Here is a 25451-nt window from a genome sequence, read left to right on the forward strand (position 1 = left end):
ATCCAGAGCATTTCCGCGTTTCTCCGAATCGCGGAAATGCTCTAGGTCTTTGTTTTATCGCATTTTCTTCATGCGAACCGGTGTCCACTTCGCTCGAAAATGCTCCAGGTCACCGCGCCGCCAGAATCTCCGCGACCTGCGGGATATCCTTGTCGCCGCGGCCGGAGAGGTTGACGACCATCAGATGGTCCTTCGGCTTCTTCGGAGCGAGCTCGGCGACGCGCGCCAGCGCATGCGCCGATTCCAGCGCCGGGATGATGCCTTCGAGCTTGGAGATCAGCTGGAAGGCCTCGAGCGCCTCCTCGTCCGTCGCCGACAGATAGGTGGCGCGGCCGATATCGTGCAGCCAGGAATGCTCAGGGCCGATGCCGGGATAGTCGAGCCCGGCCGAGATCGAATGGGCGTCGTTGATCTGCCCGTCCTCGTTCATCAGCAGATAGGTGCGGTTGCCGTGCAGCACGCCGGGACGTCCGCCGGTCAGCGAAGCCGCGTGCAGCCCGGACGGGATGCCGTGGCCAGCCGCCTCGACGCCGTAGATCTCGACGCTCGGATCATCGAGGAAGGGATGGAACAGGCCCATCGCATTCGAGCCGCCGCCGATGCAGGCGATCAGCGAATCCGGCAGGCGGCCCTCCATCTCCTGCATCTGCTCGCGCGTCTCCTTGCCGATGATCGATTGGAAGTCGCGCACCATCGCCGGATAGGGGTGCGGGCCTGCGACTGTGCCGATGCAGTAGAAGGTCGTCGCGACATTGGTCACCCAGTCGCGCAGCGCCTCGTTCATCGCATCCTTCAGCGTCTTCGTGCCGGATTCGACCGGAATGACGGTCGCGCCCAGCATCTGCATGCGGAAGACGTTCGGCGCCTGCCGGGCGACGTCGACCGCGCCCATGTAGACGATGCATTCGAGGCCATAGCGGGCGCAGAGCGTCGCGGTGGCGACGCCGTGCTGGCCGGCACCGGTCTCGGCGATGATCCGCTTCTTTCCCATGCGCCGGGCGAGCAGGATCTGGCCGAGCACATTGTTCACCTTGTGCGAGCCGGTGTGGTTCAGCTCCTCGCGCTTGAGGTAGACCTTGGCGCCGCCGAAATGCTCGGTCAGCCGCTCGGCGAGATAGAGCGGCGAGGGCCGGCCGACATAGTGCTTCAGCCCGCTCGTCATCTCGGCCTGGTAGGCGGGGTCAGCCTTGGCGGCGTTGTAGGCCTGCTCCAGCTCGAGGATCAGCGGCATCAGCGTCTCGGCGACGAAGCGGCCGCCGAACTGGCCGAAGCGGCCATTCTCGTCCGGGCCGTTCCGGAAGCTGTTCGGTGCGTGCGGCGCGTTCATGCCTGGCCTGCCTTCTTCAACTGTGCAGCCGCCGAACGGGCGGCCCTGACGAATTCCGCGATCTTCTCGACATCCTTGATGCCGGGCGCGCTTTCGACCCCGGAGGAGACGTCGACGCCGGCCGGCCGCGTGACACGGATGGCCTCCGCGACATTCGCCGGATCGAGCCCGCCCGATAGCATGAAGCGGAAAGCCGGGTCGAGGCTGCTCAGCAAGCTCCAGTCGAACGGCCTGCCGTGCCCGCCAGGATAGGCGGCGTCCTTCGGCGGCTTGGCGTCGAGCAGGATACGGTCGGCGATGCCGTGATAGAGCGCAGCCTGGTCGAGATCGGCGGTGCTGGCGACGCCGAGCGCCTTCATCACCGGCAGGCCTGTCGCGGCCTTGATCGCGGCGACCTGCTCCGGCGCCTCCTTGCCGTGCAATTGCATCCAGTCCGGCCGCACGATCCGTGCGAGCTCGGCGGCCTGCTCAGGCGTGTAGTCGACGACAAGCGCGACGATCTTTGTTCTGCCGCGTGCCTGGTCGGCGAGTTCCGCAGCGCGCTGCGGCGTGACATAGCGCGGGCTCTTCGGGTGGAAGTTGAGGCCGATCATGTCGGCGCCGGCAGCGAGCGCGGCCTCCAGAGTCTCCGGAGTCGAGAGGCCGCAGATCTTGATCGGAAAGGCGTCGTCACGTGTCATTCGGGCGCTCTAGCACATAGCCCTTCCCGCCGCACTCGTGACATGATGCCGGCCGAAACCGGAATACGGGGGCGAAAGCGGGCGACGAATGGGGCGGCGTTTCTTTGCAGGTCTGGCGGCGCTCCTGCTGATGGCTGGTCTCGTTGCGCTCGGCGTCTACCTGTGGAGCCAGCCGAGGACGCTGAAGCTCGCGGTCGGCCCGCTCGGCTCGGACGATGCGAGGCTCGCCGCCGCCCTCGTCCAGGGCCTCAGCCGCGAGAAGAAGCCGGTGCGCCTACGGCTCGTCCTGACCGAGGGCTCGGCCGAGAGCGCCCGCAAGATCGACGCCGGCAAGGTCGACCTCGCCATCATCCGCCCCGATGTCGCCCTGCCGGCCAAGGCCGATACGGCGCTGATCACGCGCCGCTCCTTCCCTTTCTTCATCGGCTCCAAGGATCTCGGTACCGACCGCATCTCCGGTTTGCGCGGCAAGCGGATCGGCGTGGTGCGCGCGCCGAACGGCAATCTCGACCTCCTGAAGCTCGTGCTCTCGCAATACGAGGTGAAGCCGGACGAGGTGACGATCGTCCCGCTCGGGCCAGAAGACGTCCAGGCCGCAATCGCCGAGGGCCATATCGACGTGCTCTTCGCCGTCAATGCGCTGAACGCCCGCGTCGTCACCGAAGTCGGCTCGCGGCTGCACCGGGCTTTTGGCGAGAGCCCGACCATCATCCCGATCCGCGAAGCGGAGGCGCTCGCCGCCCGCAACCATGCGATCGAGAGCGGCGAGATCGTCCGCGGCGCGCTCGGCGGCGATCCGCCTGTGCCGGCCGAGAACCTGCCGAGCATCTCGATCACCTCGCGCCTGATGGCGGCGCAGTCGCTCGACGATGCCAGGGTCGGCGAGCTCGTCGGTGCGATCCTGTCGCTGCGCGTCACCCTCGCCGCCGACCTGCCGGCGATCCAGGGGCTGGAGACGCCGGAGACCGACAAGGACGCGCCGCTCGCCGTGCACTCCGGCGCCGCCGCCTTCATCGACGGCGAGCAGGAGAGCTTCTTCGAGCGCTATGGCGACTGGTTCTATCTCGGCGTGATGGCGCTTTCGCTGTTCGGCTCCGGCGCCGCCGGCCTGCTCGGCTACGACAGTTCGACGCGCCGCAAGCGCGCGATGGCGGACCTCAGCCGTCTCGTCGTCCTGCTCGCGGCGATGCGGACCGCCGAGGACGAGCCGGATCTGGCGGCGATGGAGCGCGAGGCCGATGCCATCCTCGCCGGCGTGCTGGCGAATTATGCGCGCGGCGACATCGATTCCGGCGGGATCGGGGCCTATCGCTTCGCCATGGACCAGCTCGGCCGCGCGGCGACCGAGAGGCGCATCGTCCTGGCCGAAGCGGAAGCCGAGTGATCAGCTTTATTCCTGCCGCAAAGCGCGTTCATGCGGGTGGCGCGGCCGCACCGACAGCTTCGAGACCTTCTCATGACCTCCGCCTTTGCCTCGCTCGCCCTCGGGACGCTGCTGACGCTCTCCGCTGCCGCGCCGCTCCGGGCCCAAGCGCCTGAAAACTGGCCGCAAGTGAAATGCGAGCGCTGGCGCAGCGCCTATGACGAAGCGCTCAAGCGTTTCGGCAGGAAGGGGCTGGGGCAGGAGTTCATCGCAGGCAACGAGGCTTTCATTGCCTCCGGCTGCCAGAACCCGCCCGATGTCTGCCCCCGCAGCGCCGAGGAGCTCAACTTCGCCAATGTCATGGTGATGGCGGGCATGAACGCCGGGGTGTCCTCGACTTTCATGCCCTACGCCTGCCGGAAGTCGTGACCCGGCGCTAGAGCAGGGACATGTGCAGGCCGGTCCCGGCGACGACACCGTCTGCAACGGCGAGCGCGACGCTATGCCGGGCCGTTGCGGCATCGCCCGCCGCGTAGACGCCGGCAATGCTCGTCTGCTTCATCCCGTCGACGCGCAGCAACGGACCGAAGGGGCCGTCATCGAAGGCGCAGCCAAGCTCTTCCGCCAGCGGGCTCGCCGGGCAGATGCCGGCGGCCACGAACAGCGCCTTGACCGGTGCCAACCGGCCATCGGCAAGGCGCAGGCCCGCCATCGCCGTCCCGTCACCTTCGGCCGCCACGATCCGGGCACGCTCGACCGCAACGCCGCGCCGCTCCAGCAGGGCGGTCGCCTCGGCGTCCGGCTCGGCCTCGCCGTTGAGGAACAGCGTGACCTCGCCCCAATCGGCAACGAGCGCCGCCTTCAAGGCCGAGAACGAGCCGCTCGCCAGCACGCCGAGCTTGCCGCCGCCAAGCTCGTAGCCGTCGCAATAGGGGCAGTGCAGCACGCTCTTGCCCCAGCGTTCCCTCAGGCCAGGGATCGCGGGCAGCTCGTCGCGCACTCCGGTCGCAAGCAGGAGACGCCGCGCCTGGTGCTGTTCGCCACCGGAATCCGCGACAGCAAAACCGTCCTCCTTGACGTGAGCGCCATCCGCTTTGGCGTCGCGCCACGAGACGGTCGGATAGGCGAGAAGCTGCGCCTTCGCCTCGGCGACGATCGCCGCCGGCTCGCGCCCGTCCTGGCCTAGGAAGCCGTGCGAATGGCTGGAGAAGCGGTTGCGCCGCTGACCCTCGTCGATCACCAGGATGCGGCGGCGCGCCCGCGCCAGCTGCAAACCGGCCGAGAGGCCGGCGAAGCTGCCGCCGACGATGATGGCGTCATAGGGCGTGGTCTTATTTGGCATGGGCCTGCCTCCGTTCGGCGAAGCGGCGGCTGAAATCCGCCGCGAGATCGGACAGCCGAACCCGGTCGAAATGGCCGGCGAGCAGCGCCTCGGCTTCCGCAAACGCTTCGCCCAGCGCCGCGTTGACCGCCTGCTCGACCAGGCATTGCGGGTTCTCGCTGCGATGGCCGAGTGCGATCAGCGCGGGCTCGCCGAGCGCGCGGTGGACGTCACCGAGCGTGATCGCATCGAGCGCGCGCGCCAGCGTCCAGCCGCCGCCATGGCCTTTTTCGGAGCGCACCAGTCCGGTTTCCCTGAGGCCCGCCATGGTGCGGCGGATCACGACCGGATTGGTGCCGAGGCAGGCCGCGAGCTCCTCCGAGGTCATCGGGGCGCCGCGATCGGCCATGTGCAGCAGCACGTGCAGGGTGGCTGAGAGACGGCTGTCCTGTTTCATGTAACTTTCAATGTTACATGATTATGAGCATGTCAAGCGTCCCACGAAGTACGGGCATCGCCCGGTTTCGGTTGCCCAAACGGCGTCAAGCGTTTATGTGCAGCGCAACGAATTCCAGATTCACGCAACACACAGGCTGCGCCGGCCGGGTTTTCCCTGCCGGCTCGCGGTCTTGAACCAAGGCCGCTTCCCGCATGTCCATGCGCAACATCGCCATCATCGCCCACGTCGACCACGGCAAGACCACGCTCGTCGACAAGCTGCTGCAGCAGTCCGGCGCCTTCCGCGAGAACCAGCGCGTCGCCGAGCGGGTGATGGATTCCAACGACCTCGAGAAGGAGCGCGGCATCACCATCCTGGCCAAGGCCACCTCGGTGGTCTGGAAGGATACGCGCATCAACATCGTCGACACCCCCGGCCACGCCGATTTCGGCGGCGAGGTCGAGCGCATCCTCAACATGGTCGATAGCGCGATCGTGCTGGTCGATGCCGCCGAGGGCCCGATGCCGCAGACCAAGTTCGTGGTCTCCAAGGCTTTGAAGCTCGGCCTTCGCCCGATCGTCGCGATCAACAAGGTCGACAAGCCCGACGCCCGCGTCACCGAGGTGATCAACGAGGTCTTCGACCTCTTCGCCGCGCTCGACGCCACCGACGAGCAGCTCGATTTCCCGATCCTCTACGGTTCGGGCAAGCAGGGCTGGATGGCGCCTTCGCCGGAAGGGCCGCAGGACCAGGGCCTGGCGCCGATGTACGACCTGATCCTGAAGCATGTGCCGGAGCCGCGCATCGAGGAGGGGCCGTTCCGCATGATCGGCACGCTGCTCGAGGCCAATCCCTATCTCGGCCGCATCATCACCGGCCGCGTCGTCTCGGGCACGGCCAAGCCGAACCAGACCGTCAAGGTTCTTTCGGGTGACGGCTCGACCGTCGAGACCGGCCGCATCACCAAGATCCTGGCCTTCCGCGGGCTCGAGCGCACGCCGATCGAGGAAGCGATCCCGGGCGACATCGTCTCGATCGCCGGCCTGGTCAAGGGCTCGGTCGCCGACACTTTCTGCGACCCCTCGGTCGACACCCCGATCAAGGCCCAGCCGATCGATCCGCCGACGGTGTCGATGACCTTCATGGTCAACGATTCCCCGCTCGCGGGCACGGAAGGCGACAAGGTCACCACCCGCGTCATCCGCGACCGCCTGTTCAAGGAGGCCGAGGGCAATGTCGCGCTGAAGATCGAGGAAGCTTCCGACAAGGACAGCTACATCGTCTCCGGCCGCGGTGAATTGCAGCTCGCCATCCTGATCGAGCAGATGCGCCGCGAGGGCTTCGAGCTCGGCGTCTCGCGTCCGCGCGTCGTGCTGAAGCGCGATGAGGCCGGCCAGCTGCTCGAGCCGATCGAGGAGGTCGTGATCGACGTCGACGAGGAGCATTCCGGCGTCGTCGTGCAGAAGATGTCCGAGCGCAAGGCCGACATGCTGGAGATGCGTCCCTCCGGCGGCAATCGCCTGCGCCTCGTCTTCCACGCCCCGACACGCGGCCTGATCGGTTATCAGGGCGAACTGCTGACCGACACGCGCGGCACCGCGATCATGAACCGGCTGTTCCACGACTACCTGCCCTATAAGGGCGAGATCGGCGGGCGCCGCAACGGCGTGCTGATCGCGATGGAGACCGGCGAGGCCGTCGCCTACGCGCTCTGGAATCTCGAAGACCGCGGCCCGATGATGATCGAGCCCGGCTGGAAGGTCTATCAGGGCATGATCGTCGGCGAGCACACCCGCGAGAACGATCTCGAGGTGAACGTGCTCAAGGGCAAGAAGCTCACCAACATCCGCACGACGTCGAAGGACGAGGCGGTGCGCCTGACGCCGCCGATCCGGATGACGCTGGAGCGCTCGCTCGCCTGGATCGACGACGACGAGCTGGTCGAGGTCACCCCGAAGTCGATCCGCCTGCGCAAGGGCATCCTCGACCCCAACGAGCGCAAGCGCTCGCAGAAGATCAAGGCGGAAGTCGCCTGAGCCTGGCCGCTGCCAACGCTCCCGTCGAGATCCTGCTGATCACCGGCCCGGCCGGGGTCGGCAAGTCGACCCTGTGCTGGGAGATGGGCGATGTGCTGGCTGAGGCCGGCATCGCCCATGCCGCGATCGAGAGCGACGAACTCGACCGCGTCTTCCCCAAGCCTGGTGCGGAGGAGCTCGCTCCCCTTGCGCCTAGCGCCCGCGACGTCAGCCAGCTCAACCTCGCCGCGCTCTGGGGCACCTATCGTGCGCTCGGCCATACCCGCCTGATCATGTCCGGCGTGATGCTCCATGTCGGTTTCGACAGAAGCTGGATCCTCGCCGCGATTCCCGACGCCCGCATCACCGTGGTGCGGCTGCGCGCCGGCGACGAGGCCCTGCTCGAACGACTCGAACGGCGTGAGACCGGAGCGGGCCGAGATGCTCAGATCGAACGCTCGCTGCGCCAGGCCAAACGCATGGCAGGCGAGGATGCCGCGGCGTTCCTCGTTATCGAAACGGATGGCCGCACACCGGCCGAGCTAGCCGGTGAAGTGCTTGGCAAGACGAACTGGCTGCCCATGCTGGGCTGAACGGCCTCGGCTGTTCGATCGCCGCGGGCCTGTCCTGCAGCAGGCGCCATTGTCTCCCGCTCTTGGCTCTGCTCCCTTGCGCTCCGCTCAAAGGGGAAGGATGTCACCATGCAATTCCGCAATCTCGGCCGCTCCGGCCTGCGCGTCTCGCTCGTCGGCCTCGGCTGCAACAATTTCGGCGGTCGGATCGACCTCGAGGCGGCGCGCAAGGTGGTCGACGCCGCGATCGATCACGGCATCACCCTGTTCGACACTGCCGACATGTACGGCAATCGCGGCGGTTCGGAGCTGGCGCTCGGCGAACTGCTCGGCGCCCGCCGCAAGGACATCGTGCTCGCCAGCAAGTTCGGCATGAACATGGACGAAGAGGGCGTGAAGAAGGGCGGCTCCCGGCGCTACATCATCGAGGCGGTGGAGGCCTCGCTGAAGCGGATGAAGACCGACTGGATCGACCTCTACCAGCTGCATCGGCCCGATCCGCTGACCCCGATCGAGGAAACGCTGCGCGCCCTCGACGACCTCGTCCGCCAGGGCAAGGTCCGCTATATCGGCTGCTCGAACCTGCCGTCCTGGCAGGTGGCCGACGCACATTGGACGGCCAAGACGCTCGGCCTTGAAGGCTTCGCCTCGGCCCAGGACGAGTATAGTCTCCTGGTGCGCGGCGCCGAGAAGGAGCTGATCCCGGCCATCAGCCATTTCGGCATGGGGCTCCTGCCCTATTTCCCGCTCGCCAACGGCCTGCTCACCGGCAAGTACCAGCGTGGCGCCCCGATGCCGGAAGGCGCGCGCATGACCCGCGAAGCGCAGCGCGCCGGCGAGGTGCTGACCGAGGCAAACTGGGCCAGGACCGAAAAGCTCGCCGCCTTCTGCGAAGCCCGTGGGAAAACGCTGCTGGAGCTCGCCTTCTCCTGGCTCGCGGCTCAGCCGGTCGTCTCCAGCGTCATCGCCGGCGCGACGAAGCCGGAACAGGTCGCAGCCAACGTCAAGGCGGCGGACTGGGCGCTGACTCCGGAGGAGCTCGCCGAGATCGACGCGATCACGCGCTGAAATCGGCCGCGAGAGCGCCTCAAAGACGCCCAACCGCCAAGCGAAAGCGTTTACGCTGTCTCCCTGTCCATGCGACGGGGCAGGGAGACTGTTGTCAAATCCCCGCGCCTGGGGTTCCCTTGCGCAATTGCAGTTGAGGCCGCCGACTCCGTGATGCGCATCGCCCGTCTCCTGGCGTTCGCCCTGTGCCTAGCCGCCTCGCCGGCTGTGGCGCAGGACAAGCCTGCTGCGGCACCTCCGCCGGAGCCGATGCGCATCGTGCTGACGCGCAGCGCCGAGCCCTGCGAGCCCGATTGCCGCGAATGGCTCGCCGCCCAGGGCGCGATCGGCAAGGACACGCTCGCCGAACTGCGCCGGGCGCTCGCCGAGCTGAACGGGCGCAAGCTGCCGCTGCTGGTCTATTCGACCGGCGGTACGGTCGAGACGGCGATCGCCATGGGCGAGCTCGTCCGCAAGAGCGGCCTCGACATCGCTGTCGCCCGCACCGTCTTCAGCCAGCGCGACCCGGCGCTCGGCACGATCGACGAGCGCAGCCCGCTCTGCGCCTCGGCCTGCACGCTTCTCCTCGCCGGCGGGCAACGCCGGATCATCCCGCCGCAATCGCGCATCGGCGTGCACCAGCAGACCATCGTCGAAACCGAAACCACGACGGTGCGCGACTACAAGATCGTGCGCGGGCGCAAGGAACTGGTCGACGAGAGAACGGAAACACGGACCGTCAAGCAGGAGCAGGCGACCGGCGAAATCGACGCCAAGATGAGGCGCTATCTCGAAGCGATGGGGCTCGACCGCTCTTTCCTCGAGGTAACCGTGTCCACACCCGCCGACACGATGCGCTACCTCAAGCCCGACGAGATGCAGGCGACCACGATCGCGACCGAAGTCGGGCCGGCTGCACTCGCCTTCTCGACCTCCAGATCCCTGCGGGGCTCGACCGGACCTGCCAGCCTCGGAGCAGCACCAGTGCTGCCGGCGACGCTGTCCGCGCCGGCGACCCCGATCGGCTCGGTCGAGCTCGGCCCGCATCGCGGCAGCATCCTGCGGTTGGCGCTGTCAGTCGGAGAGGGTCGGTACCAGCAGACGGCGGCCCTGCAGTTTCAGCTCTTCATCGGCCAGGCAGCGCTTCCGACACGCTTGCGGACCGTCACGATAACCCTGCCTGGGAGCCCGCTGATCGTCGCGTCGAACGAGGACGGCTCTGCACCCGACGGGCCGATGACGGCCGAAGTCCAGCGCGAATTCCTGTGCCGGCTGACAGACCGGAGCTCGGTGTTCCTGCGTGTCGACCCACCGGCCGAGGACAGCAGCCCCGCCAGCTGGCAGCGCACCGGGACTGCCGCCGAGGTACTGCGCCTGCCCAACCTGCGTGCCACGCTCTGTCGCTAGCCCCCTTGGGTCTCGCCGGCGAATGACGCCACGTGCCGTCACATGAAATCCCATCCGGAACCAATCGCTCGTCGACTGGCGAAATCGATTACATGCGCGCCCTGCGTGCAATCGGCGTTGCCTTCAATGTGTGCTTGACGGGCCCGAGCCGATACGCTCACCTTCCCTCCAATCCGACGCGCCGCATCAAGGCACGCGGCCGTAAACGAGGGAGAAACGCCGTGTTGAGACGCCATTTTCTCGCCGCGGGCCTCGCGCTCGCGGCCTTCGGCAGCGCATTCCCCGCTTTCGCCCAGAGCAAGGGCCCGGTGATCGGGGTCAGCTGGTCGAACTTCCAGGAGGAGCGCTGGAAGACCGACGAGGCGGCGATCAAGGCCGCGATCGAGAAGGTCGGCGGCACCTATCTCTCGGCCGACGCCCAATCCTCGCCCGCCAAGCAGCTCACCGATGTCGAGAGCCTGATCGCGCGCGGCGCCAAGGCGATCATCGTGCTGGCGCAGGATGCGCAGGCGATCCGCCCGGCGGTGCAGAAGGCGGTCGACGAGGGCATTCCGGTGGTCGGGTACGACCGGCTGATCGAGATCCCGCAAGCCTTCTACCTGACCTTCGACAATGTCGAAGTCGGCCGGATGATGGCGCGCGAGATCCTGAAGGCCAAGCCAGAGGGCAACTACGCCTTCATCAAGGGCTCGAGCGCCGATCCCAACGCCGCCTTCTTTTTCAATGGTTCGATCGAAATCCTGAAGCCCGCCATCGACGCAGGCAAGATCAAGAACATCGGCGAAGCCTTCACCGACAACTGGCTGCCGGCGAATGCCCAGCGCAACATGGAGCAGATCCTGACGCGCAACGCCAACAAGGTCGACGTCGTCGTTGCCGCCAATGACGGGACGGCCGGTGGCGCGATCGCGGCATTGACCGCCCAGGGACTCGCCGGCTCGGTGCCAGTCACCGGCCAGGATGCCGACCGCGCCGCGCTGAACCGCATCGCGCTCGGCACCCAGACGGTGACGATCTGGAAGGATGCGCGTGAGCTCGGGCGCAATGCCGGCGAGATCGCAATCAAGCTCGCCGGGGGCGCCAAGCTGACCGAGATCGCAGGCTCCGCCGCCTGGGACCAGGGCCCGAGCAAGGCCAAGATGACGGCACTGTTCCTCAAGCCGGTGCCGGTGACCAAGGACAATCTCGGCGTTGTGATCGACGCCGGCTGGGCGCCGAAGGCCGCCGTCTGCCAGGGCGTCGCCGCCGGCAAGGTCAAGGCCTGTGACTGAAACCGCTCCCGCGCCGGCTCAGTCGGCGCCGGAAACGAAGGCACTGGCCGATCATCTGCGCGCGATCGAATTCGACGCGCGGATGATCGGCATGATCGCCGCGCTGGTAGCAATCTGGCTCGGCTTCAACTGGCTCTCGGGCGGTGCCTTCCTGACGCCGCGCAATCTCTGGAACCTTTCGGTCCAGACCGCTTCGGTCGCCGTGATGGCCTGCGGCATGGTGCTGGTCATCGTCACCCGCAATATCGATCTTTCGGTCGGCTCCATGCTCGGCTTCGTCGGCATGGTCATCGGTCTCGTCCAGGCGCGGCTGCTTCCTGACCTGCTCGGCTTCGAGCATCCCGCGACCTGGCTGATTTCGATCGCGACGGCGGTCGCGCTCGGTGGGCTGATCGGCCTGTTCCAGGGCGCGCTGATCGCCTATCTCGCCATCCCTTCCTTCATCGTCACGCTCGGCGGCCTCCTGGTCTGGCGCGGCGGCGCCTGGTGGGTGACGCAGGGCCAGACCATCGCGCCGATGGATTCGCGTTTCCGCCCGCTCGGCGGCGGCATCGAGGGTGCGATCGGCACCACCGCCTCCTGGGCGATAGGCCTCGTCATCTGCGCTTTGATCGTCGCGGGGATCGCCTTCGCTCGCCGCCGGCGCAAGCGCTACGGCTTCGCCCAGCGCCCGCTCTGGGCCGAGATCGCGCTCGCTGCGCTCGCCTGCGGCACCGTGCTCGGCGCGGTCGCAATCGCCAACGCCTATGCCCTGCCGGCCGGGGTCGCCCGCCGCCTCGTCGAGGCGAAGGGCGGCACCTGGCCGGAGGGCGGGCTCGTCATCGGCCATGGCCTGGCCGTGCCGGTGCTGCTGGCACTCGCGGTCGGGGTCGCCATGAGCTTCCTGGCGCGGCGCCTGCGCTTTGGCCGCTATGTCTTCTCGATCGGCGGCAATCCCGAGGCGGCCCAGCTCTCCGGCGTCAACACCCGCAAGGTGCTGATGCTGGTCTACGGGCTGATGGGCATGCTCGTCGGCATCGCCGCCTGCATCTCGACCGCCCGCCTCAATGCCGCAACCAATTCGGCCGGCCAGCTCGACGAGCTCTATGTCATCGCCGCAGCGGTGATCGGTGGCACCTCGCTCGCCGGCGGCGTCGGCACCATCGCCGGCGCGATGCTGGGGGCGCTGGTGATGCAGTCGCTGCAGTCGGGCATGGTGCTGATCGGCGTCGACACTCCGTTGCAGAACATCGTCGTCGGCATCGTGCTTGTCCTCGCCGTCTGGCTCGACGGGCTCTATCGCAAGCGGCTCGGCTGAAGGAGGGCGCCATGGACATGCCCACGCCCCTCGTCGAGATGCGCGAGATCTCGATCGCCTTCGGCGGCATCAAGGCCGTCGACCACGCGAGCGTCGATCTCCATGCCGGCGAGGTCGTCGGCCTGCTCGGCCATAACGGCGCCGGCAAGTCGACGCTGATCAAGATCCTGTCGGGAGCCTATCGCGCCGATGCCGGCGAGATCAGGATCGCCGGCGAACCTGTCGCGATCTCCAGCCCACGCGACGCCAAGCGCCACGGCATCGAAACGATCTACCAGACGCTCGCTCTTGCCGACAATGTCGACGCCGCCGCCAACATCTTCCTCGGCCGCGAGCTCCTGACCTCCTGGGGCACGCTCGACGACAGCGCCATGGAAGCCGAGACTCGCAAGGTGATGGGCCGGCTCAACCCGCATTTCCGCCGCTTCAAGGAGCCGGTGAAGGCGCTTTCCGGCGGCCAGCGCCAGTCGGTCGCGATCGCCCGCGCGATCTATTTCAACGCGCGGGTGCTGATCATGGACGAGCCGACCGCGGCGCTAGGCCCGGCCGAGACCAAGCAGGTCGCCGATCTCATCCTTGAGCTGAAAAAGCAGGGCATCGGCATCTTCCTGATCAGCCATGACCTGCATGATGTCTTCGACCTCGCCGACCGCGTCAGCGTGATGAAGAACGGCAAGGTGGTCGGCACCGCCCATGTCCGCGACGTCACGCAGGACGAGGTGCTGGGGATGATCATCTCCGGTAAATGCCCGCCCGGCGCGGTGGCCGGGCCGGGCGCGCTGCGGAGCTAGCAGCGCTCGCGAAAGGACGAGGCGCGCCTCAGCGCAAACCGTCCTCGCCCTTGGCCTCGGCATGGGTGAGCCCGCCGACGCGCGGCAAGGGCCGACCACCGCTGGTGAGGGCGACCGCGACGACGATCTCGCCGGCACGCGGCGCATCGGGAATGCGCACCTCCATGCCGTCGAAATGGCTGCGGACATAGGCCGCCGCCTTGTGGCCGAGCGGCACGTCGAGGACGACGCCGAGCGAACCGCGCTTCTTCGAGGACGGGATCAGCGCCGGCGCCTTGCCCAGGAGCTTGCGCAGCGGCGCCCCCAACTTGGGATGCAGGATCGCCGCGGCGTGCTCCAGTTCGCCGTCTTCGCCGACGGCCGCGGCCTTGCCATAACCCTGGACCGCCTCGCCCTCGATGCCGAGCGCCGCCAGCGCATGGCGGCCGAGCAGGTCGCCGAGCTCCTCGCCGATATCGATCAGCTCGGAGAGGTCATCCTGATAGGTGCCGGCGAAGGGATTGGCGATCACCGCGACGGCGGCGGCGCGCTTGATCGGCGGCGAAACGGTGCGGCCGAGCTCGCTATGGGTCTCGTCGAGGATGGTGACGATCTTGCGGATCCTGGCTTTCATCGCAGGCCGTCCTCGCCCTTGATCTCGCTCGCCTTGAGGCCGCCGACGCGGGCGTGGATGCGCGAGCCGGTGGTCATCACCAGCGCGAACAGCAATTCGTCGGCGCGAGGCGCGTCGGTGATGCCGATCTCGAAGGAGTCGAAATGGCTGCGGACATAGGACGCGTTGACGTGGGTGACGGGGATGTCGAGCCGCGTACCCGGGCCGCCGACCTTCTTGGTCGAGGGCACGATCGCCTTGGCATCGCCCAGCAATTCGCGCATGGCATAGCCGCCCGGCACATGCCAGAGCGCGCCATGCTCAAGCTCGCCGGCGGCGCCGACGATGGCGCCCTTGCCATAGCCCTGGATCGTCTTGGCATCGCCGCCCATCGCCGCGAGCAGGCGCTGCGCCATGGCGAGGCCGAAGGGCTTGAGATCATCCATGAAGCCCTGGATGTCCTCGACATAGCGGCCGGCATAGGGGTTGGCGATCACGGCCAATGCCGCGCCGCGCTTCAGCGGCACCGCAGCGGCCGGGCCACCCTCATGATAGATCTCCTCGACGGTCACGGCGTATTTGCGGACGACGATCTCAGGCACGGGCAAGTCTCCTCTCGGGGTCTTCTTGAACGAACATAGGGGTGGGAAGCGTGCGGCTCACGCCCTGTAGATGCATGGCGGCCGAGACGATCAGGCCGGCCGCGCGCAGGCGCTCCGCTTCGACGACGCCGGCGGCGAGCGCGGTCTCGATCTCGCCGGTGGCAAGCGGGCCGACATGGCGGGTGACCAGTCGCTCGCCAAGGTCGCTGTCGCTCTGGATGGAACTGGCTAGCTGGCGCTCGACTGCGGGATGGCCGGGCAGGTCGATCGCATTGGCGATCACCGTCGCGGCGGCGTCGGCCATGGCCGCGGTTGGGGCCAGCACTGTCACTGCCTCGGCGATCCCCAGCGAGAAGCTGCGGCCGGGATAGCCGGATGTGGCGATGCCGGCGACGCCGTCCTCCGGTCGGATCGTCGCGGTCGCGAAGAACTCCGGCCGGTCGGGACGCTTCACCAGCCCGATGCGAAACTGCTCGCCGGGAGCGAGATGCAAGGCGATGTCGCCGCCATTGTTGACATAGGCGCGCTGCAACGGCGCGGCCGCGCACATCACGCCGAGGATCTCCTGCGCAACCGAGCCGGCGACAGCCGCCATCGGGGTGATGAAACTCCTGATGGCGAAGGGACTGACCGCCGCGTGCATGCGCCGGGCGACCGGTCCGAGCGGCAGCGGACTCGTCCGGCTCACCGCTGTGCGCAGCAGCTTCAATTCATCGCAAAGCTCGGCAAGCAGGCCGTCGAAGCGGCCGATCGCCGCTTCATGTGCGGCCTTCACCGTGCTTGGCTCGCCGATGGCTTCGATGACGAGATCGATCGGCCCCTGCTGCAGGAGCAGGCGCCTGCCATCCGGCAGGATACGCACGGAGGGCTTCTCCCACATCGCCCTACCCCAGCGAGCGGCGCGGCTGCTCCGGCGCCAGCGGCCAGGGATTGTCCAGGCGCTGCGGCAGGCGCAGGCGGCTGCCGCCCTTGAGCGAAGCCAGCGGCTGGATCGCGTCCATATGGCCGCCGAGCGCCTCGTAGTCGGTCCGGCTCATGGTGAATTCGAGCGGCGCGACCAGAGCCGGCGTCGGCACATAGCCGAAGGCGTTCTCGGGCAGGCGGGTGACGTCGACCATGAAGGTGATGCCGCCGCCCGGCCAGATATAGACGGGGGCACCGCCGCAGGTGACATAGGTCAGCGCATCCTTGACCGAGCGGGTCAGGCGGACCGGATTCTCGGTGACGCCGGCGCGCAGCGAACCGCCGGCGCCGCCGATGAACAGCACGGTCGAGAGCGCCGGCTCGCAATTTTCGGCGATGCGCTCGACCGGCTCGACCAGCGGCTGCGGCATCTGCGTCTCGACCGGAACGAGATTTTCGTCGAGCTCGTAATAGGCGGCGTGCTCGCCGGTGGTCGAGACCATCAGCAGGCGCAAGCCGGGATAGGCGACCTTGGGATCGAATGGCCCGAGAATGGTCAGCGGGTCGCTGATATTGGTGCCGCCCCAGCCGGTGCCGGGCTGCGCCACCTGGAAATAGCGCCCGGGCGTCGAGCGGCGGCCCTTCAGCTTGATGCCGGTGCCGGCCATGCCGAGCAGCTTGCCGGCCTGGTGCTCGGAGAGCACGCCGGTGATGTGGTCGTCGACGACGACGACCTCGTCGACCTTGCCGTGCCATTGCTTGGCGAAGATGCCGATCGTCGCCGAGCCGCAGCCAACGCGCATGCGGCTTTCTTGGATGCCGTTGACGATCGGCGGCTTGCCGGCCTGGACGATCACGGTCTCGCCGTCGTCGATGGTGAGCTCGACCGCCTTGCCGTTGCTGAGCTGGAGCAGCGCGTCGCAGGTGACGCGGCCCTCCTTCTTCGAGCCGCCGGTGAGGTGGTGGACGCCGCCGAGCGAAAGCATCTGCGAGCCGTATTCGCCGGTGGTGACATGGCCGATCGCCTCGCCCTCGACGCGCACCGTCGCCTGCTCCGGGCCGAGGAAGCGGTCGGTGTCGATCTTCACCTTGACGCCGCAATAGCTGAAGATGCCCTCGGTCACGACGGTGACCATGTCGATGCCATCGACCTGCGAGGAGACGATGAAGGGAGCGGGCTTGTAGTCGGGATAGGTGGTACCGGCGCCGATCGCTGTGATGAAGGTGCCCTGCTGGTGGACGATCTCGCCGTCCCACTCGCGCGCCCCGGCGAAGGGAACGATTTCGCCGCCATGCTCCAGCGTGCGCTCGAGCACGATATGCGGCTCCATCCGCACCAGCTCGCCCTCGACATTGCCATAGCGATCGCAGGCGCCGACGGCGCCCGGCTTGATGAAGCACATCACCGGGCAGGCATCGCAGCGGATCTTGTCGTCCGCGACCGGGCTCGCTTCGTCCAGCGCCATGCTTGATCCTCCCGCAGAGCGGGCCTTAAGGATTTTGTTTGTGTACAAACGATACTGGCGCGCCTCTTAGACCAAGTCAAGACAGCGGCGAGGCGCTGGATGACCATCCACTCTACGCCCGATCTCGGGATTGGCCCACGGCCTCGGCCTTCATGGCCAAGTTCACGCTGATTCGTCGGTGAAAAGGGAAGGCAGCCACTCAATCTTGCATACAAGATTATTATCAGCGCTGCGAAGCGGGATTTCTACCCGGCGGAGATGACCTCCGGATGACGCGATTGGCGGTTGCAAGCACGGCATCAATGGCGCATTGACAGCCAAATTTTCCCGCTGCTATTGTTTGCATACAAACATGTTTGGAGCGGCATCGCCGCGGGAGAGAGGGCCCTGCCATGTATGACGTCTTCGCCACGGACCGCCTGATCGACCACTGGCTTGTTGAGGATATCGGCGCCTGCGACCTCACCGTCCAGGTGATGATCGAGCCCAATGAGACCGGCAAGTTCCACATGAACGCCCGCGAGCCGATGATCGTCGCCGGTGTGGAGGTCGCCGCTCGCGTATTCAAGCGCTACGACCCCGAGCTCAAGGTGACCCTGCGCGTCAAGGACGGCGACAAGGTCGAGAAGGGCGCGATCCTGGTCGAGATCGAAGGCTCTGCCCGCAGTGTGCTCACTGCCGAGCGCACCGCGCTGAACATCGCCCAGCGCCTCTCCGGCATCGCCAACGAGACCGCCCGCTATGCCGCCGCCATGGCCGGCAGCAAGGCGCGCCTGATCGACACCCGCAAGACCACGCCCGGCCTGCGCATGATGGAGAAGCACGCCGTGACCTGCGGCGGCGGCCTCAACCACCGCCTCGGTCTCGATAACGGCGTGATGATCAAGGACAACCACATCGCCGTCTGCGGCAGCATCACCGCCGCCGTCGAACGCGCCCGCAAGAAGCTGCCGGTCCTGACCAAGCTCGAGGTCGAGTGCGATCGGCTGGAGCAGGTCGAAGAGGCCGCCAAGGCCGGCGCAGACGTGATCATGCTCGACAACATGTCGGTCGCCGACATGACCAAGGCGGTCGAGCTGATCGCCGGACGTGCCAAGGTCGAGGCCTCCGGTGGCATCAACATCGACACGATCGGCCCGATCTCCAAAACCGGTGTCGACTACATCTCGACCAGCAAGATCACCCAGTCGGCGCCGGCGGTGGATATCGGCCTCGACGAAGCCTGAGCGGACGATGCGGCCCGGCACCTTCTTCCTGATCGTCGGCCCGAGCGGGGCCGGCAAGGACTCGCTGATCGACGGCGCCCGCGCCTTGCTGGAGCCGACCGGCCGCTATGTCTTCGCCCGTCGCGTCGTCACCCGCCCGGCGGGATCGCCGGGGGAGGACCACGAGGCGGCGACGGACGAAGCTTTCGACGCACGCGAGGCCAGGGGCGACTTCCTGATCACCTGGGACGCCCACGGCCTGCGCTACGGGCTGCCGGCCGAGTTGAAGCGGCTGGTCGAAGCCGGGCGCAACGTCATCGCCAATGGCTCGCGCGCGACGATCGCGGCGCTCGCCGGGCGCCTGCCGCGCTTCGTCGTGGTCGAGGTCACGGCGCCACCTGAGGTGCTCGCCGCCCGCATCACCGGGCGCGGACGCGAGAGCGGCGAAGCCATCGAGAAGCGCCTGTCGCGCACGGTTGAGCCACGCCCGGAAGGGATCAGGGCGGCGACGATCTGCAACGATGAGAGCGTCGAGATCGGCGTCGAGCGCTTCATCGCCGCAGTCGAGGCCGCCGCCAACACGATGCGGCTGCGCCGGCTGCCGCTCTTCGCGGGACGGGCGCACTGCGCCTACCTCCCGGCCAAGGGCGAGATCGTCAATGGCTTCGACTATCTCGGCCCCGGTCGGATCGAGATTTCGGGAGCCACAGCCAGCACGCGCTCGGATGTGCAGGTCATCGACCTGCCCTCACTGCTCGCCGGCGACGAGATCGGCCTGTCGGCCGAGGCTTTCGACGAGCTCGGTTTGCCGGAAGGCAGCGAGGTCACGCTCCGGCGCACGCCCTCGCCCGAGAGCCGGGCAGCGCTGACCCGCAAGATCCAAGGCGGCGAGCTCGCGGAAGAGCAATACCACACGCTGATCCGCGACATCGTCGAGGCGCGCTATCCCGATGGCGAGGTCGCGGCCTTCCTGGTCGCGGCGACGCAGAAGCTCTCCGACGACGAGGTCGTCGCGTTGGCGCGGGTGCGCAGCCGCTTCGCCCAGACAATCACCTGGCCGGACAGGATCGTCGTCGACAAGCATTCGATGGGCGGCATCCCCGGCAGCCGGATCACGCTGATCGTGGTGCCGATCGTCGCGGCGCATGGCGCCTTCCTGATGCCCAAGACCTCGTCGCGCGCCATCACCTCGGCGGCGGGCACGGCCGACGCGATGGAGGCGCTCGCCCGCGTCGAGCTCAACCCGGCCGAGCTGCGCGCCTGCGTGGAACAGGCTCGCGGCTGCATCGCCTGGAATGGGCGGCTCAACCATTCCGTCGTCGACGACGTGATGAACGCGATCACGCGGCCGCTCGGCATCGATTCCAATCGCTGGTCGGTCGCCTCGATCCTGTCGAAGAAGCTCACGGCCGGCTCGACCCATGTCATCGTCGACCTGCCCTATGGCCCGCGTGCCAAACTGAAGAGCGAGGCCGAGGCCGCCGAGCTGGCGCAGTTGTTCGAGACGGTCGGAGCCGGGCTCGGGCTCGTCGTCAACGCCTTCCCGACCGATGGCAGCCGCCCGATCGGGCGCGGCATCGGCCCGGCGCTCGAATGCCGCGATGTCGGCTGGGTGCTCGACAACGACCCGCAGGCGCCGGCCGACCTAGTCGAGAAGGCGCTGTTCTTCGCCAGCCGCATCCTGGCCTGGGACCCGGCGCTCGGCTCGGTCGCGGCCGGGCGGGCACGGGCCGAGGAGCTGCTGCGCTCGGGCGCGGCCCGGGCCGCCTTCGAGCGGATCATCGACGCGCAAGGGCGGCGCGAGCCTCCGGTGGCGCCAGGGCTGCTGGTCCATACGGTGCGTTCGCCCAAGGCCGGGGTCATCACCGAGATCGATGGCTGGGCGGTCGCCGGGATCGCGCGGCGCGCCGGCGCGCCCTTCGACAAGGCAGCGGGCATCGACCTGCGCCGCCATGTCGGCGATAAGGTCGCTGTGGGCGATCCGCTCTTCGCGATCCACGCCAGCGCCTCGAGCGACCTCGACGAGGCGAAGGCGATGGCGGACAGCTGCGATTGCTATGTGATCGCGTAGGGGCAGGCTGATCTCGCAAGGAGCCACGCCGTCATTCCGGGACGCTGCGTAGCGGCGGGCCCGGAACCCAGAACCGATACGCTTCGTCGTAAAGGCGCGGAACCCAACAGCCCCACCCGGCATCCTCATCGGTTCTGGGTTCCGGGCTCGGGCCTGTCGGCCCGCCCCGGAATGACGGTGCGCCCTTCAACGCAGCTGCTTCAGCAACGCGATCAGCGTCGCCCGCTGGTTGGTCGCGAGCGGCGCCAGCGTCACCTTGGTCACCGTCTCCGCCTTGGGCAGGAGCTCGCGGGTGTAGTCGACGCCAGCCGGGCTCAGTTCAACGATGAGCCGGCGGCCATCCTCCGGATCGGGCTTGGTCTGGACCAGCTTGCGCTTGAGAAGACGGTCGACCACGCCCTTGATCGTGGCGGCGTCCATCGCGGTCTGGCGGCCGAGCAGGTTCTGCGAGGAGCCGCCATCCTGATAGAGTCGCGCCAGCACTGCCCATTGCGTCGGCGTCAGGTCGCTGCCCATGATCTCGTTGAAGATCGAGACGTGGCGCTGCGCCGCCTGGCGCATGATGAAGCCGACTTGCTCGGCGAGATCATAACTCTCGTCGGCAAGGTTGGGCGTCTCGGCCGCACTGCTCGGTCGCGCCATCACTGATCCTCGTTCGTATACGAACGATATTCCTAGAGCATGTCCGGCAAAAGTGGGAACCACTTTTGCAATCAGGACCTGTTCCAGCGAAGCAGGTCCTCAGACGTGCGTCCAGCGCCCATCCCGGAAACTTCTGGCTGCTGCATCGACCGTGCGCTCGATGCGCAGTCCCGCCTCGAAATCGAGGAGAAGCGCCGGCTCGCCGGCAATGGCGCGGAGCAACTCGCGGCATTCGATGATCTTGAGCTCGTTGAAGCCGAGGCCGTGCCCGGGCGCCGGGATGAAGCGGCCATAAGGCTCGTGCGCCGGGGCGGTCAGGATGCGGCGAAAGCCCTGGACATCGCTCGCGCCCTCGGCCGTGTAGAGCTCGATCTCGTTCATCCGCTCCTGATCATAGGCGATCGTGCCCTTCGCGCCAAAGACTTGCAGGGCAATCCGGCCCTTGCGGCCCCAGGCCGAGCGGTTGAGCGCAACGAGCCCGGAGGCCCCGGAAGACAGGCGCAGCAGCAGCGTGGCGATATCGTGCGTCTCGACCGCGCGGCTGCCGCCGGCCGCGAGCGGGCGCTCGGCATAGGGCTTGGCCATATCGGCCATGACCGCTTCGACCTCGCCGATCAGCACCTTGATCAGCGAGAAGGCGTGCACGCCGAAATCGTCGAGCGCGCCATGGCCGGAGGCAGCCTCGCTCTTCCAGGAGAAGAGCGCGCCAGCATCAGCCATGAAATCCTCGTCCATCTCGACGCGGACATGGTTGACCGGGCCGATCGCGCCCTCGGTGATCAGGCGCTTGGCCAGCCGAATCGCCGGGTTCTGGATGTAGTTGTAGCCGAGTGCGGCAACCGTACCGGCCGCCTTCGCCGCCGCCAGCATCGCCTCGGCGTCTCCGAGGCTGGTCGCCATCGGCTTCTCGCACCAGACATGCTTGCCGGCGCTCAAGGCCGCGATCGCCATCTGCGCATGGAAGGCGTTCGGCGTGGTGATCGAGACGACGTCGACATCGGGATGGGCAATGAGCGCCTGCCAGTCGGCGGTCGATTCAGCGAAGCCGAACTCGCCGGCCCGCTGCGCCGCCAGGGCCTCGTCGACCTCGCAGAGCATAGCGAGCTTCGGACGGAGCACGTCGCCGAAGACCGGCGCGACGGCATTCCAGGCCAGCGCATGGCACTTGCCCATATAGCCGGTGCCGATCAGGCCGACGCCGAGCGCGCGCATGAGCAATCTCCGTAGCGAAGAGGAAGGATCGGATGCTTGCTGGTGTCAGACCGTACCGCCGAGCTCCTCCGAGACCGCCTGCAATTCCTTGCCGCCGGCCATCAGGTTCTGCAGCTCGTCCATGGCGATCCCCGACTTGGCGTAGGTGCCGAGCGTCTTGCCGCGGTTGAGCACGGTGAAGCGGTCGCCGACGGCATAGGCGTGGCGGACATTGTGGGTGATGAAGATCACGCCGAGGCCCTTGGCGCGGACGAGGTTGATGTATTTCAGCACCATCGAGGTCTGGGCGACGCCGAGCGCCGAGGTCGGCTCGTCCAGGATCAGCACCTTGGCGCCGAAATAGACGGCGCGGGCGATGGCGACGCATTGGCGCTCGCCGCCGGAGAGCGTGCCGACCGCCTGATACGGATCGCGGATATCGATGCCGATCCTGTGCATTTCGTCGCGGGTCACCGCATGGGCGAGGTCGAAATCGATCCATTTCAGCGGGCCGAAGCCGCGGATCGGCTCGCGGCCCATGAAGAAATTCCGCGTGATCGACATCAGCGGGATCATCGCCAGATCCTGGTAGACGGTGGCGATGCCGGCATCGAGCGCGTCGCGCGGGCTGGAGAAGGCGACCGGCCGCCCCTCGACCAGGAACTCGCCCGAGCTCGGCTTATGACAGCCCGACAGCGTCTTGATCAGCGTCGACTTGCCGGCGCCGTTGTCGCCGAGCAGACAGAGCACCTCGCCGGCGGAGACCTTGAGCGAGACGCCCGAAAGCGCGATCACCGAGCCGAAATGCTTGACGATGTCGCGGACCTCGATGAGCGGGGCCTGTTCCGGGGTTGCGGTCGTCATGCTCAGCGCTCCCCTGTCGCCTTGCGGCGGATGAAGTTGTTGAACAGCACGGCGAGCAGCAGCATCCCGCCGAGGAAGACCTGGAACCAGTCGCTGTCGAAGCTGGTGTAGGTCAGGCCGATCGAGACCATGCCGAAGATGATCGCGCCGAAGAAGGCACCAACCGCCGAGCCATAGCCGCCGGTCAGGAGGCAGCCGCCGATCACCGCCGCGATGATCGCCTCGAATTCCTTCTGGAAGCCGCGGCGGGCATCGGTCGAGCCGGCGTCGAGCACGGTCAAGATGGCGACGAGGGTGGCGGCGCAGGCGGTCAGCACGAACAGGGTCGTCTTGACCATGTTGACCGGCACGCCGGAATTGCGGGCCGCATTGGGATCGCCGCCAGCGGCGAAGACCCAGTTGCCGAAGCGGGTGCGCAGCAGGACATAGGTCGCGAGCGCTGCGATGGCGAGGAACCAGAGCACCCCAACGGGAACGCCGGTCACGGTCGGCGTGCCGTTCGGAAACTTGGCGATCAGGTTGGCCTGCGCCAGCCAGGCGAACAGTCCCTCCAGCGCCTGGCCGGAGAAGAGCTCGCGCACCACGCCTGCGCCCGCCTTGTCGCCGATGCCGCGCAATTGCGTCGAGCCACCGGTCGCCCATTTCAGCCCGACCAGCGAGAGCCCGCGCAGGATGAACAGGAAGGCGAGGGTGACGATGAAGGAAGGCAGGCGCGTCCTGATGACGATCTGCCCGTTCACCGCGCCCATCAACCCGGCGAAGACGAAGGTCGCGACGATCGCCGCCAGCAGCGGCAGGTCGCCGACGACGATCAGCGCGCCGAAGATGAGCCCCGCGAAGGCGATCATCGAGCCGATCGAAAGATCGAACTCGCCGCCGATCATCAGCAATGCCGCCGCGATGGCGAGGATGCCGAGCTGCGATGCCGGCGAGAGCACGGTCATGGCGCCGGCGAGGGTGAACATCGCCGGGTTGGCGGTGAGGCCGAAGAAGACGGTGACCAGGACGAGGCCGGCGACTGCGCCAAGCTCGGGCCGGCGCATCAGCCGGGCGATCAGCGAGACGCGGCGCAGCCGTTCGTCGCGGGCCTCTGCGGCCGGGTCAGTGGGACGGGACGCGCCCGCGGCGAGATCGGCGGTCGATGTGGCCATGGCGCGCCTCCTGAGCTTCTGAACGATCCGGAAGGAAGGGCGGCGCGGATCAGCGCCGCCCTACGTTCAGCGGATGCCCTTGGCCGAGAGGTCGACGACCTGGGCCGCCTTCTCCTTGGTGACGAGGTTGGGACCGGACGGGACATTGCCGCCGGGGACGAGACCGTATTCGGCATTGAGCGCCAGGAAGGCGACCGGCAGGTAGCCCTGCAGGAACTGCTGCTGGTCGATGCCGAAGGCGGCTTCGCCGGCCGCGATCGCCTTGAGGAAGTTCGCCGAAAGATCGAAAGTGGCAACGCGGACGCTGGCGATCTTGCCGGCCTCCTTGACGCCCGCCAGGGTCGGCTCGCCGCCGAGCGAGGCGCTCAGCGCCATCACCGTATCGACGCTGGCGTCGGAGAGCGCCGCCTTGACCTTGGAACGGATCTCGGAGGGATCGTTCGAGACCGGCAGCACCGTGACCTTGCCCTTGAAGCCCTCGGCGAAGCCCTTGCAGCGCAGGTCGAGCGCGACATTGCCGACCTCGTGGTTGACGCAGACGCCGACCTTGCCGCCCATGCTGGCAAGCTTCTCGCCGGCGGCCTTGCCGGCGTCGAACTCGTCCTGACCGACATGCAGGAGGGCGCCGAGCTTCTTCGAGACATCGGAGCCCGAGTTCATCGAGATCACCGGGATGCCCGCAGCGACCGCCTTCTGGATCGACGGGCCGAGCGCCGAGGCGTCGGGGATCGAGACGACGAGGCCGGCCGGCTTCTGGTTCACCGCGGCATCGATCAGCTGGCTCATCGCCACCATGTCGAAGGTCTCGGGTGCGCGATAGTCGACGGCGACCTTGAGATCGGCCGCCGCCTTGGCGACGCCGTTCTTGACCACCGACCAGAATGGGTCCGCGGCCTGACCATGGCTGACGACGATGATCCTGGTCTGCTGCGCGATGCTCGGCGTCGCTCCTGCGACCGCGATGGCGGCGGCAGCAATCATCCCTGCGAGAAAACGCTTCATCTCATCCTCCCTTGCGGGGATGTCCCCCGCTTTCGTTATCGGTCCGATCGGGCTCGATCGGCCGGTTTTCGGGCGACGTGGCGGGCCGCGAAGCGTCGCGGACTGCCTGGATGGCGAAGAAGGAAGGACGCGCTTCGAGCGCGGCCGCCGACTCTGCGCTGCATGCAAAACGAAACAAAAAAACCGTTTTCAATATTCAATGGAACAATCATTCCATTGCTCATGCGCAGCT

The 25451-nt window shown here is 67.5% G+C and carries 24 protein-coding genes; 11 read left to right on the forward strand and 13 right to left on the reverse strand.

What is annotated here, in order from left to right:
• Positions 1-109: 109 nt before the first annotated feature.
• Both trpB and AC1DS0_RS24250 read right to left on the reverse strand, forming a co-directional pair.
• Positions 110-1327 carry a tryptophan synthase subunit beta gene (gene trpB, locus AC1DS0_RS24245; RefSeq protein ID WP_476816791.1) on the reverse strand — a complete coding sequence of 406 codons (1218 nt, stop codon included), beginning with the start codon at positions 1325-1327 and terminating at the stop codon, positions 110-112.
• The gene (locus AC1DS0_RS24250) at positions 1324-2007 is read right to left on the reverse strand and encodes a phosphoribosylanthranilate isomerase (protein WP_476816792.1); all 684 of its coding nucleotides are present in this window, start codon (positions 2005-2007) and stop codon (positions 1324-1326) included. Before AC1DS0_RS24250 ends, trpB begins: the two co-directional genes overlap by 4 nt.
• 130 nt (positions 2008-2137) lie before the next feature.
• Between AC1DS0_RS24250 and AC1DS0_RS24255 the strand changes: the two genes are divergently transcribed.
• On the forward strand, positions 2138-3391 hold the full coding sequence (locus AC1DS0_RS24255; RefSeq protein WP_476816793.1) for an ABC transporter substrate-binding protein: 1254 nt from the start codon (positions 2138-2140) through the stop codon (positions 3389-3391).
• Positions 3392-3463: 72 nt separating this feature from the next.
• Positions 3464-3799 (forward strand): hypothetical protein, encoded by a 336-nt coding sequence (locus AC1DS0_RS24260; protein ID WP_476816794.1) that lies wholly within the window; start codon positions 3464-3466, stop codon positions 3797-3799.
• Between the two features lie 7 nt (positions 3800-3806).
• On the opposite strand, the gene AC1DS0_RS24265 is transcribed toward AC1DS0_RS24260, so the two are convergent.
• Both AC1DS0_RS24265 and AC1DS0_RS24270 read right to left on the reverse strand, forming a co-directional pair.
• Positions 3807-4712 carry an NAD(P)/FAD-dependent oxidoreductase gene (locus AC1DS0_RS24265; protein WP_476816795.1) on the reverse strand — a complete coding sequence of 302 codons (906 nt, stop codon included), beginning with the start codon at positions 4710-4712 and terminating at the stop codon, positions 3807-3809.
• The gene (locus AC1DS0_RS24270) at positions 4702-5148 is read right to left on the reverse strand and encodes an Rrf2 family transcriptional regulator (protein WP_476816796.1); all 447 of its coding nucleotides are present in this window, start codon (positions 5146-5148) and stop codon (positions 4702-4704) included. The genes AC1DS0_RS24265 and AC1DS0_RS24270 overlap by 11 nt, the downstream gene beginning before the upstream one ends.
• A gap of 194 nt (positions 5149-5342) precedes the next feature.
• Here AC1DS0_RS24270 and typA point away from each other — a divergent pair, with 194 nt between their 5' ends.
• The 7 genes from typA (at position 5343) to AC1DS0_RS24305 (ending at position 13530) form a co-directional block, all read left to right on the forward strand.
• Entirely contained in the window at positions 5343-7166 is a 1824-nt protein-coding gene (gene typA, locus AC1DS0_RS24275) for a translational GTPase TypA (RefSeq protein ID WP_476816797.1), read from the forward strand.
• Positions 7167-7204: 38 nt separating this feature from the next.
• On the forward strand, positions 7205-7738 hold the full coding sequence (locus AC1DS0_RS24280) for an AAA family ATPase (RefSeq protein ID WP_476816900.1): 534 nt from the start codon (positions 7205-7207) through the stop codon (positions 7736-7738).
• 108 nt (positions 7739-7846) lie between these two features.
• A complete protein-coding gene (locus AC1DS0_RS24285; protein WP_476816798.1) occupies positions 7847-8785 on the forward strand; it encodes an aldo/keto reductase in 939 nt (312 codons plus the stop codon).
• 153 nt (positions 8786-8938) lie between these two features.
• Positions 8939-10171 (forward strand): COG3904 family protein, encoded by a 1233-nt coding sequence (locus tag AC1DS0_RS24290; RefSeq protein WP_476816799.1) that lies wholly within the window; start codon positions 8939-8941, stop codon positions 10169-10171.
• 221 nt (positions 10172-10392) lie between these two features.
• Complete coding sequence (gene xylF, locus AC1DS0_RS24295; RefSeq protein WP_476816800.1) at positions 10393-11442, forward strand: D-xylose ABC transporter substrate-binding protein; 1050 nt, start codon at positions 10393-10395, stop codon at positions 11440-11442.
• A 43-nt stretch (positions 11443-11485) separates the two neighbouring features.
• Positions 11486-12739, forward strand: a complete 1254-nt coding sequence (locus AC1DS0_RS24300; protein ID WP_476816901.1) for a sugar ABC transporter permease — start codon at positions 11486-11488, stop codon at positions 12737-12739.
• An 11-nt stretch (positions 12740-12750) separates the two neighbouring features.
• Positions 12751-13530, forward strand: a complete 780-nt coding sequence (locus AC1DS0_RS24305) for an ATP-binding cassette domain-containing protein (protein ID WP_476816801.1) — start codon at positions 12751-12753, stop codon at positions 13528-13530.
• 28 nt (positions 13531-13558) lie between these two features.
• Here the strand turns inward: AC1DS0_RS24305 and AC1DS0_RS24310 are convergent, their stop codons facing one another.
• Genes AC1DS0_RS24310 through AC1DS0_RS24325 form a run of 4 tightly spaced genes read right to left on the reverse strand, consistent with a single transcriptional unit; the run spans position 13559 to position 17093 of the window.
• Entirely contained in the window at positions 13559-14143 is a 585-nt protein-coding gene (locus AC1DS0_RS24310; protein ID WP_476816802.1) for an amino acid synthesis family protein, read from the reverse strand.
• A complete protein-coding gene (locus AC1DS0_RS24315) occupies positions 14140-14724 on the reverse strand; it encodes an amino acid synthesis family protein (RefSeq protein ID WP_476816803.1) in 585 nt (194 codons plus the stop codon). The genes AC1DS0_RS24310 and AC1DS0_RS24315 overlap by 4 nt, the downstream gene beginning before the upstream one ends.
• Positions 14717-15604: a UPF0280 family protein gene (locus tag AC1DS0_RS24320; protein ID WP_476816804.1), complete on the reverse strand. Its 888-nt coding sequence runs from the start codon at positions 15602-15604 to the stop codon at positions 14717-14719. Before AC1DS0_RS24320 ends, AC1DS0_RS24315 begins: the two co-directional genes overlap by 8 nt.
• A 4-nt stretch (positions 15605-15608) precedes the next feature.
• Complete coding sequence (locus AC1DS0_RS24325) at positions 15609-17093, reverse strand: 6-hydroxynicotinate reductase (protein ID WP_476816805.1); 1485 nt, start codon at positions 17091-17093, stop codon at positions 15609-15611.
• 392 nt (positions 17094-17485) lie between these two features.
• Here AC1DS0_RS24325 and nadC point away from each other — a divergent pair, with 392 nt between their 5' ends.
• Positions 17486-18319: a carboxylating nicotinate-nucleotide diphosphorylase gene (nadC, locus tag AC1DS0_RS24330; RefSeq protein WP_476816806.1), complete on the forward strand. Its 834-nt coding sequence runs from the start codon at positions 17486-17488 to the stop codon at positions 18317-18319.
• A 7-nt stretch (positions 18320-18326) separates the two neighbouring features.
• The gene (phnN, locus tag AC1DS0_RS24335; protein ID WP_476816807.1) at positions 18327-20369 is read left to right on the forward strand and encodes a phosphonate metabolism protein/1,5-bisphosphokinase (PRPP-forming) PhnN; all 2043 of its coding nucleotides are present in this window, start codon (positions 18327-18329) and stop codon (positions 20367-20369) included.
• A gap of 186 nt (positions 20370-20555) precedes the next feature.
• Here phnN and AC1DS0_RS24340 read toward each other — a convergent pair whose 3' ends face one another.
• The 5 genes from AC1DS0_RS24340 to AC1DS0_RS24360 all read right to left on the reverse strand — a co-directional run bounded on the left by AC1DS0_RS24340 (position 20556) and on the right by AC1DS0_RS24360 (position 25219).
• Positions 20556-21011: a MarR family winged helix-turn-helix transcriptional regulator gene (locus tag AC1DS0_RS24340; RefSeq protein WP_476816808.1), complete on the reverse strand. Its 456-nt coding sequence runs from the start codon at positions 21009-21011 to the stop codon at positions 20556-20558.
• A 99-nt stretch (positions 21012-21110) separates the two neighbouring features.
• Positions 21111-22223, reverse strand: coding sequence for a Gfo/Idh/MocA family protein (locus AC1DS0_RS24345; protein ID WP_476816809.1), 1113 nt, complete (start codon positions 22221-22223; stop codon positions 21111-21113).
• A gap of 45 nt (positions 22224-22268) precedes the next feature.
• The gene (locus tag AC1DS0_RS24350) at positions 22269-23066 is read right to left on the reverse strand and encodes an ATP-binding cassette domain-containing protein (RefSeq protein WP_476816810.1); all 798 of its coding nucleotides are present in this window, start codon (positions 23064-23066) and stop codon (positions 22269-22271) included.
• Between the two features lie 2 nt (positions 23067-23068).
• Positions 23069-24217, reverse strand: a complete 1149-nt coding sequence (locus AC1DS0_RS24355; protein WP_476816811.1) for an ABC transporter permease — start codon at positions 24215-24217, stop codon at positions 23069-23071.
• Positions 24218-24283: 66 nt separating this feature from the next.
• Positions 24284-25219, reverse strand: coding sequence for a sugar ABC transporter substrate-binding protein (locus AC1DS0_RS24360; protein ID WP_152016126.1), 936 nt, complete (start codon positions 25217-25219; stop codon positions 24284-24286).
• Between the last annotated feature and the right edge of the window lie 232 nt (positions 25220-25451).

Source organism: Allobosea sp. P4_H5, assembly GCF_056400825.1.